This window comes from Gemmatimonadota bacterium, from assembly GCA_016209965.1.
Classification (GTDB): Bacteria; Gemmatimonadota; Gemmatimonadetes; order Longimicrobiales; family RSA9; genus JACQVE01.
On record JACQVE010000033.1, the window covers coordinates 39,668 to 48,524 of the forward strand.

The window sequence follows — 8,857 nt, forward strand, 5'->3', positions numbered from 1 at the left end:
ACGCCAGCCCGGGCCACGAGCCGCGCCTCAAGCGGCTCCGTCCCGGGTGAGCAGGTAATTGCCCAAAACCAGCACGTCCAGCTTGGTACGCGAGAAGCAGGATAAGGCATCCTCCGGCGTGCAGACGATCGGCTCGTTGTCATTGAAGGACGTATTCAAGAGCACGGGCACGCCAGTTTCGCGCTGGAACGCCTCGATCAGGCGCCAATACTGGGGATTCGTCTCAACACTCACCGTCTGAAGACGACCCGTGCCGTCTACGTGCGTCGCTGCCGGAATCACATCTCGCTTGGCGGGTCGAACCGCATACGCCAGGTTCATGAAGGGCGAAGGATACGTCCGCTCGAAGTAGTCGGCCGTCGCCTCCTCGAGCACGGACGGCGCGAACGGCCGGAACGACTCCCGGTGTTTCACTCGCCGGTTCAGCAGATCTTTCATCTCGGGGCGGCGCGGGTCCACCACAATGCTCCTGTTCCCCAACGCGCGCGGCCCCCACTCCATCCGCCCCTGGAACCACCCCACGATCCGGCCTGCGGCAATGTGGCGCGCCGTTTCCCTGCACAGCGCCTCTTCCGGCAACTCGCGGAAGGGGAGGTGGCGTCGTTCCAGCGCGCGCCGGATTTCCTCATTCGAAAAGCTCGGCCCCCAGTACGCATGCCGCATTGCGAACTGGCGCGGCTGGCCGAGTACCTGGTGATAAACCTGGGCCGCCGCGCCGACCGCCAACCCCGCATCCCCCGCCGCCGGCTGTACGTACAGGTCGCGGAACGGCGTGTGCTCGAAAATCTTCCCGTTGGCCACGCAGTTGAAGGCGACGCCGCCCGCCAGGCATAACGCCGTCCTGCCCGTCTTGCGGTGCAGCTCGTTGAGCAGCTCGAAGAGCACCTCCTCGAGCCGGGCCTGCAGTGTGGCGGCGACGTCCTTATGGCACTGCTCGAGCGGCTCCCGCGGCCGCCGCGCAGGCCCGAGCAACGCCTCCAGCCGCGGCCCGAACAAAGGGCCCATTTCCGGCGTCTGGTCCGATTCGCGCCAGGTCATGGGCGCACCCTCGCGATGGTGCCGGAAAAACTCCAGAGCGAGCCGAAAGCGGGACCCGTCGCCCGAGCGCAGAATGCGACGAAACTCGCCCCGGTGCACCGGCTCGCCGTACGCGGCCAGCCCCATGACCTTGTATTCGTCGCCGTACTTCCAGAAGCCCAGGTACTGTGTCAGCGCAGAATAATACAACCCCAGCGAATGGGGAAAAGAGATGACGCCCAGCACCAGCATCCGGCGGTCACGACCCATCCCCCACATGGTGCTGGCAAAATCGCCCAGCCCGTCAGCGGACAAAACGGCCGCGTGCTCGAACGGCGAAACCAGGAACGCGCTGGCCAGGTGCGCCAGGTGGTGCTCGACGCGATGGAACCGGGCAGTGACGCGTGCCGGGTCCACGTCCAGTCCGCGGGCCAGTTCCTCGCGAATACCCGCAAAGCGCACCAGCACCTTCGAGCGCTCGAAGGCCATCCGCGGCAGGCGCAGCGCGTACAGCGCCTTCCGCCCCAGCCGGGCCCAGGGGTCGCGGGGAATCGCGATGTGGTCGACCTCGTGGACGCCCACGCCGGCCTCGGCGAGACAGTAGCGGATGGCGCGGATAGGGAAGCCGGCCGCGTACTTCACCCGATTGAAGCGCTCCTCCTCCGCCGCGGCGACCAGTTGGCCATCGCAGAACAGGGCCGCGGAGGCATTGCCATGGTAAGCATTAATCCCCAGAACATGCATGTTCGGACGAGCCTTCCTGTTCTTAACCCGTCGATACGCCAGCGTGTCCCTGGCTCGCAGTCCCGCGCACGCCGCCGTAAAAGTGGCCCGCGCCGCTGGCCGGCGCGGCCTCCAGGTGCAGGCGTGTCCAGGCGTTCAAGACGTACAGGCTCCAGGGGCGGGACCAGCCCGTGCGGCCGCCCAGGAATGCGCGCCAGACCCAGGGCGCGGCCCCTGCATCCAACAGTTCAGTGACCGCAGCGGGCGGATCGTGCAAGCCGGCCTCGACGCTGCCTCGCAACCGCCCGCGCAGCCACCGCTCCCATGGCAAGTTGAAGCCTCGCTTGCGCTGGCGGACCACGTCGCGGGGCAGGATGTCCCTGAGCGCCTCGATCAGCAGGCTCTTCCCCGCCGCCCGACGCGTCCACAGCCGCCGGCCCGGCGCCCGCGCCATGAATTCCGCCAGCTCGTGATCCAGGAAGGGGACTCGCACTTCGAGGGAATGGCCCATGCTCATCGAGTCGGTGTCCCGCAATAGGGTGTTCACGAGATACGAGCGGCTTTCCAGGTAGGAGACAGTCGTGAAGGCATCCAGCCCCGCGCGCTGCACGGCCTTCGCGGCGCCAGCCAACCACTCCCACCAGAGCAAGGTCTCGCCATCGGCCTGGCCCAGCCAGCGCACAGCCTGGCGGGGCGTAAACACCAGCCGGTTGAAGAAGTAAGGGTGCGGCAACGCCTGAGGTTCACTCCAGAACTCCGCTAACTTTCGACCCGAGCCCCTGGCGCCGATGCGGCCCCCGGCCGCAGCCAGGATATGGCCAACTGCAGGCTGCGCCACGGCCGGCACCGCACGCCTGAACCGGGCGAGACGGTCCAACTGCAGAGTCCACCGGAAGGTGGGGTAACCGCCAAACAACTCGTCCCCACCCAGTCCTGACAGCGCTACCTTCAGCCCCGCTTGACGGGCCATCCAGGAGACGAAGTAGGTGTTCACGCCATCCATGCTCGGCTGATCCAGGGCTGCAACAGCCGCATCCAGCCGGCTCAGCATCTCGTCCGCGTCCAGCACCAGTTCCTGGTGCGTCGTCCCCAGCACGCGGGCCGTCTGACTCGCCAGCCTGGACTCGCTGAACTCCAGCTCCGGAAACGCCACGGTCAGCGTCCGAACCTGCGAGCTGTGCCGTGCCGCAAGCGCGCCAAGCGCCGTCGAGTCGATGCCGCTGCTCAAGAAGATCCCGAGCGGCACGTCCGCGATCAGGTGTAGTCTCACACTCTCTTCCAGGATCGAGCGGATGCGCGCCACCACATCGGCCCGGGCGGCCCCGGCGCCACCCCGCTCCACCGACTCCTCGCCTGCTTCTCCGTCGCCCGCCGCATTCAGCACATCCCAGTAGCACTGCGGCGAGACCGACCGCTGCAGCTCGCCTACCTCCACGAGCATCCTGTGACCGGGCGGCAGCGAGTACACCCCCTCGACCAGCGTTGTAGGTTCCCCGGCCGAGCCAAAGAGCAAGTAGTGGCGCAGCCCCGCCGGCGAAAGACGCCGGGGCACGCACCCGCTGGCCAACAGCGCCCTCACCTCCGAAGCGAACGCCAGCCGGCCTGCCGCATGGTAGTAATAGAGCGGCTTGATCCCGAAGCGGTCGCGGGCCAAAAATACTCGAGTGCCTGAACCGGGAACGGCCGCGTGACCGCTGCTCAGCCGTCCGGTCGGCCGTGAGTCGTGCACCGCGAACGCGAACATGCCGCGCAACCGGTGCACACAGTCAGCTCCCCACTCCTCGTAGGCGTGAGCGATGACCTCCGTATCCGACTCTGTCCGGAAGACGTGCCCGCGCGCCGTGAGATCGCGCCTCAACTCGTGGAAGTTGTAGATTTCACCGTTCTGCACGACGACGACGCGACCGTCCTCGTTGGCCATCGGCTGCCGGCCGCCCTCCAGGTCAATAATACTCAGACGGCACATGCCCAGGATGACGCCCGGCGCTGTGTGCGTGCCCTGGTCGTCAGGGCCACGGTGCCGCATAGCATCCATCATCCGCCCCACCCCCCACGCCCCGTCTTCCGATCCGCGGCCGTCCACCACGCCACAAATGCCACACATGTCAGCAGCTAGGCCGAATTGGCGGGAGGCGGGAACTCTTCCGCGGGTTCGGACTTCCCGGCATGGCCGGCTGGCGCCGCGGCAGCCGTTTGGACGCGTCTCGGCCCGGACTGGCGCGCCACAGAAGCGTACAATGCCTCCATCTCCGTTACCGGCGCGTCCCAGGAGAGCATGCGCGCCACCTCGTCACAGCCGTCCCTCAGCCGGCGCCGCACCGTATCCCCCTCCAGCAGGCAGGCCAACCCGTTCCGCAGCGCCTGGACATCGTGGGCCACCACGAGACCGGCGCGCCCATCGATCCAGGGCGCAATCCCGCACTGGTCAGTGACCAGCGCAGGCGTGCCGCAGGCGATCGCTTCCGCGGCGGCGTTCCCGAAGTTCTCGTTTTGGGAAGGGAGCACGAAGACATCCGCGTCTACCAGCGCCTCGAGCTTGGCCCGGCCGTAGTGCGGCCCGCATAACAACAACCGGTCCGGACCCAGGCCCAGCTCGCGCGCTAGCCGGTGCAGCCCGGCAAGGCAGCCGTCGCGGTCATCCGGGCCGGCGATGGCCAGTCGAGCGTGGGCCGACACACCGGCGAAGGCCCGCAGCAGCAGGTCCAGCCCCTTCTTGCGGGAAAGCCGGCCAAGATACAACACCAGCCGCTCGCTCTCACTGATGGAATGCACCCGCCGGAAGGCACCGCGCGGCGGAAGATTGACGAACTCCTCCAGCTCCACGCCGTTCCGCCGTACAAGCAGCTTCTCCGCAGCTACGCCGGCCTCGATCAGCTCCCAGCGCTCTTGCTCCGAGGTCGCAATCAGGCGAGCCGCACCTGCCTCGAGCCGCCGCGTCACGAGTCTCTGGTACAGCCGCTTCTTCAAGAGGCTCCGCACAATGGGGCGGTACATGCCCAGCGGCTCCAGCACATAGGGTGTGCCCCGCGCGCGGCAAAACGCCGCCACCACCGGCCCCAGCAGGTCATAGAGCCCGTACAGATGCACAACGTCGAACTCCGCCAGCCGGCGTCGGCAGAAGCCCACCACGCTCGGGCTCACTGTACTCGTGCGGTAGCGCACCAGCGTGCTCAAGTAAATGGTCTCCGGCTCGGCCGGATCCGCAGGCGCCGCACGGCGGGCGCCGAAGTCCGCCGTCAGCACCGTGACGGCGTGGCCCCGCCGCATCAGATGCCGGCTCAGGGCCCGCACCTTCAGGGCCGGGCCCCCCTTTTCCAGATACGGGTAATAGAACTGCGTCACCTTAAGGACGCGCATTTCTCCTCGAGGATCCGGGTCAGGTCAGCTTGAAAATGCTCGTACAGGTAGTGGCTGCGAACCCGCTCCTGAGCTCGCCGCCCCAGCTCCGAACGCAGCTCGGCGTGCTTCAGCAGGTTTCCCAGCACGCCCGCCAGCTCGCCAACATCACCGTCGTGCACCAGGCACCCCGTCACACCGTCCTCCACTATGTCCGGGGTGCCGCCGTGCGCGCCTCCGACAACGGCCTTGCCCACACCCATCGCTTCCAGGAAGACCAGACCGAACCCCTCAGCTCGGCTGGGCAGGGCGAAGAGATCGCAGCCCTGATAGCAGGCCAGCAGTTCCTCCGGACCGACACTGCCCAGAAAATGAACCCGTTCCGCCACACCCAGCTCCGCGGCAAGCCTGCGCAGCCTGGGCCCATCATCGCCGTCTCCCACGACTACGAGCTGCAGGTCCGACACTTCGGGCAACACCGTGGGAAGGGCCTGGATCAGGGTGTCCACCCCCTTGTACACCTCCTTGGCCGCCAGTCTAGCCACGGTCAGAACAATGCGCCCGCTAGGCAGACGGAAGGCGAGCCGCCCGCCTTTCGCCGTGGAACTGTCGAACCCCGGATCGAGTCCCCAGGGCAGGCGCTGCACCCGTCGCTCCGGCACTCCCTGCACCTCGGTCAGCCGGCGCGCGGTGTCGCGGCTGGGAGCAAGCAGGAGGTCGGAACGCCGCAGCGTCCAGCGGCGGAACCAGGGCAGCGTTTCCCATACGTCGATCCCGTGGCTGAACACTATCGAGTAAGCGGGTCGGCTCAGCACCTGAATCATCCACGCCGCCGGCGCCAGGTGGGGATGGGTTGCCACCACGAGCTGCCGCCTCTGCCGCGCCAGCGCTAACACAGCAGCGCAGAATTGGACTTTGGATCGGCCGTAGCCTCGGACCTCAAACCCCCGTCCCCCCACTTGCAGCCGGCGCCCCCCCCGCGGGTCGTTCAGGCTGAGGAAGCGGTAGGGGATACGGCCCTGCTCGGCAAATCGGGCCAGGACGGCAGCGATGTGGCGGCTGGCCCGCTGCACGCCACCCCCGGATGACAGCTCCGGAAACAGCCCCGTTACCAGCGCGGGGAACGACGTCGCCGAGCCGAATTCGGCCATGGGCCCCCGGGGTTCCACGCGACGACTCAGTCGGATGTAGCGGATGGCGACGCGCTCCTGCGCATGAAGCCGGCGCTGAATCCGCGAGCAGCGTTGCGAAGGTGCACATCACTGGAGGGGAAGTGCGGGGCACAAAGCAGCTCCACGCCCCAGCACTGGTCCCCCCGCGCCGGACGGGCGTAGCGCACGCCGTTGATCGTCCGGTACTCCAACGGCACGGCCGCCGGCATCGAGGAGGGCAGCCAGAAGTGGAAGCCGGCGACCCGCCCCGCCGAGCGATCGCCCTGAACCGCAGCCGCCATCACCCGCAGCGCGTGCCCAGGATTGAAGGGAAAGCCGGGCAACAGAAATGCCGGGACACTGAGCCCCGCAGCCAGGACGGCGACACCGGCGAAGGTTGAAGCTGGTGACGCCGCGGCCCACGCCGGCAAGAGCGCCCGCCGCCTGGTGGACCGCCATCTGATAGCAAGCAGCGCAACGGGCAGAGCCCCGTAAGAAAGCAGCCCGAACCGCGCCTCCGGCGCGCGCGCCATAACGAAGGCCAGGCCAGTGCCAGCCACGGCCAGGACCCACAGCCGCCCCCGGGGCGACTCGGCGCCGGGCATGACGAGCAGCGCCGCTCCTGCCAGCAGGGCGGCGAGGCATAGACCCGCCGTGCCGGGGTGAGTGCTGGTCCAGGGCCCCAGCCAGTTCCAGGCACTCGCACCCGCCGGTGCGGCACCGGACCAGCGCGCCCAGTCCCGGATGACGCTGGCGTGCGCATGGGCGTCGGCCGGCACTACCGCCCACGGCACGTCCACGCAGAATACGGACGCCGGATAAAGAGCGCAGCCCGAGCTGATCATGCCGTATGATGCCACAGGTGAAAGCAGCAGGGCAGAGACGAGGGCCGCCAGGCAGAACCGCCGCAGCGACGCCCGCGGGCGAAACGCATAGAAGAGGGCAGCAATGCCCAGAAGGGGCAGTGCGCTTAGCTTCAAGTTGGCCGCGCCTCCGGCCAGCAGCAGCGGTACCACCCTGCCATCTCGCCAGGCAAACGTCCGCTGCTGGCTCGGCCCGCCGATCTTCGGGTCCGGCTGAGAGAAGACGAGCAAGCTCCACGCAACAACGACCGTCAGCAGCAGAAACGGAAGGTCGGCCACCGGCGTCACCAGGATACCCCAGCGGCCCATGACCGCCAGCAGGATCCCATAGCCGACCAGCAGGAACCAGTCGGCTGGGCGGGCACGGGAGCCGAGCACCCGCGCGACCAACACCGCCGCGTGCAGCGTTGCCAACCAGGTGACGAAGCCGCCGGTCACGCCGTGGCTGCGGCCCTGGAAAACGCCAAAATCGAACGGCGCGGCCAGCGCGAACCAGGACGAACCATACCCGTGCGCGGCGTACGTCAGAGCTAACCCCCGCACCGCACCGAATTCGCTCAGCCAGCGGATGGCGCCGTAGTGGTGGACGCCGGTATCGTAGAGCGCGATCTCCTGGAAGCTGAGCTCGCGACTGCCCAGGACGGCCAGTACCATAGCCAGCAGGGCGCCGCCCACCACGAAGCCTGGCGAAGCAGCAGCCAACAGCTCTGCCGCGGCGCTTCGGGTCCGCGCCCCAACAAGGCTCAGCGCCGCCAGGCCGGTCGCCAGGCTGCCACCCACCAGTGGCGTCAGCGGCACCACAAGAGCGGCAGCCAGCAGCAGGCTCGAGAGCGCCACCACACCCAGCCACGCGGCCAGCACCAGCCGGTCCGCGAGGCGGTCGAGCAAACTGCCTGCCTGGCACAGAGCCAAGATGGCCAGCCCGACCGGCGCACAGAGCGCTAGCAGGAGCAGCCAGCTCGCCATCAGGTAGAACATTCCACCAGCACCGCCTCGAACAGCGCGCGCATCTCCGCAGCGTTTGTGTCCCAGTCGTAGCGCCGAGCCGTCTCCCAGCCCGCCCGGCCCAGCCGGCTGCGCAGACCCGGGTCCCGATACAGCCTGCGCACTAGCGCCGCGAGGGCCGCGGAATCCGTCGGATCGCTCAGGACGAGACCGTCCACCTCGTGCGTGATCAGCTCCGAGCCGCCATTGCCCAAAGACGTGATCACTGGCAGCCCGCAGGCCATGGCCTCGAGGGGCGGAAACGCAGCAGCGTCATAGACCGACGGGCCCACGTAGACGTCCGCCGCGGCATAAAAGCGCAGCACATCAGGCGAAGGATCGAGGAACAGGACGCGCCCACTCAACTCGAGAGCCGCCAGCAAGCGGCGAAACGGCGCCCGATCATCCCGCCCCACTATCATTACCTTGAGCGGCACATCCGGGAGCAGCGAGGCGGCGCGCAACAGACAGGGAACCCCCTTGTTCATCCACCCGTTGCCAATGAGCAGAAGCACCAGCTCTTCTGGCCCAATACCGAGCGCCTCCCGCGCCTCCAGCCTGCGCCGCTCCCGCAGCTCAGGTTGGAACGCCGCACCATCCACCGCGTTGCGAACCAATCTGACCACAGCGCCACCCGGGAAATGACGTTGGATTTCGTCACGCACCTTCCCCGACGGGGCGGCCGCCCGCAGCCGCTTTCTGCTGTAGACGCGACCTTCCAATCCGGAAATCAAGGCGTAGTAGAACCGCCTGTGAATCAGCCGCGCCCAGGCGGCCGGAGGA

General features: G+C 67.9%; 6 protein-coding genes. All 6 read right to left on the reverse strand.

What is annotated here, in order from left to right; translation table 11 throughout:
* Positions 1-27: 27 nt before the first annotated feature.
* Positions 28-1,761, reverse strand: coding sequence for a carbamoyltransferase (locus tag HY703_01550; GenBank protein MBI4543863.1), 1,734 nt, complete (start codon positions 1,759-1,761; stop codon positions 28-30).
* Between the two features lie 22 nt (positions 1,762-1,783).
* A complete protein-coding gene (asnB, locus tag HY703_01555; protein ID MBI4543864.1) occupies positions 1,784-3,844 on the reverse strand; it encodes an asparagine synthase (glutamine-hydrolyzing) in 2,061 nt (686 codons plus the stop codon).
* Between the two features lie 8 nt (positions 3,845-3,852).
* On the reverse strand, positions 3,853-5,097 hold the full coding sequence (locus tag HY703_01560) for a glycosyltransferase (GenBank protein ID MBI4543865.1): 1,245 nt from the start codon (positions 5,095-5,097) through the stop codon (positions 3,853-3,855).
* Complete coding sequence (locus HY703_01565; GenBank protein ID MBI4543866.1) at positions 5,079-6,227, reverse strand: glycosyltransferase family 4 protein; 1,149 nt, start codon at positions 6,225-6,227, stop codon at positions 5,079-5,081. Before HY703_01565 ends, HY703_01560 begins: the two co-directional genes overlap by 19 nt.
* 26 nt (positions 6,228-6,253) lie before the next feature.
* Positions 6,254-8,068, reverse strand: a complete 1,815-nt coding sequence (locus HY703_01570) for a hypothetical protein (GenBank protein ID MBI4543867.1) — start codon at positions 8,066-8,068, stop codon at positions 6,254-6,256.
* A partial coding sequence (locus HY703_01575; GenBank protein MBI4543868.1) for a glycosyltransferase family 4 protein occupies positions 8,056-8,857 on the reverse strand: 802 nt, incomplete at its 5' end. The genes HY703_01575 and HY703_01570, both read right to left, overlap by 13 nt.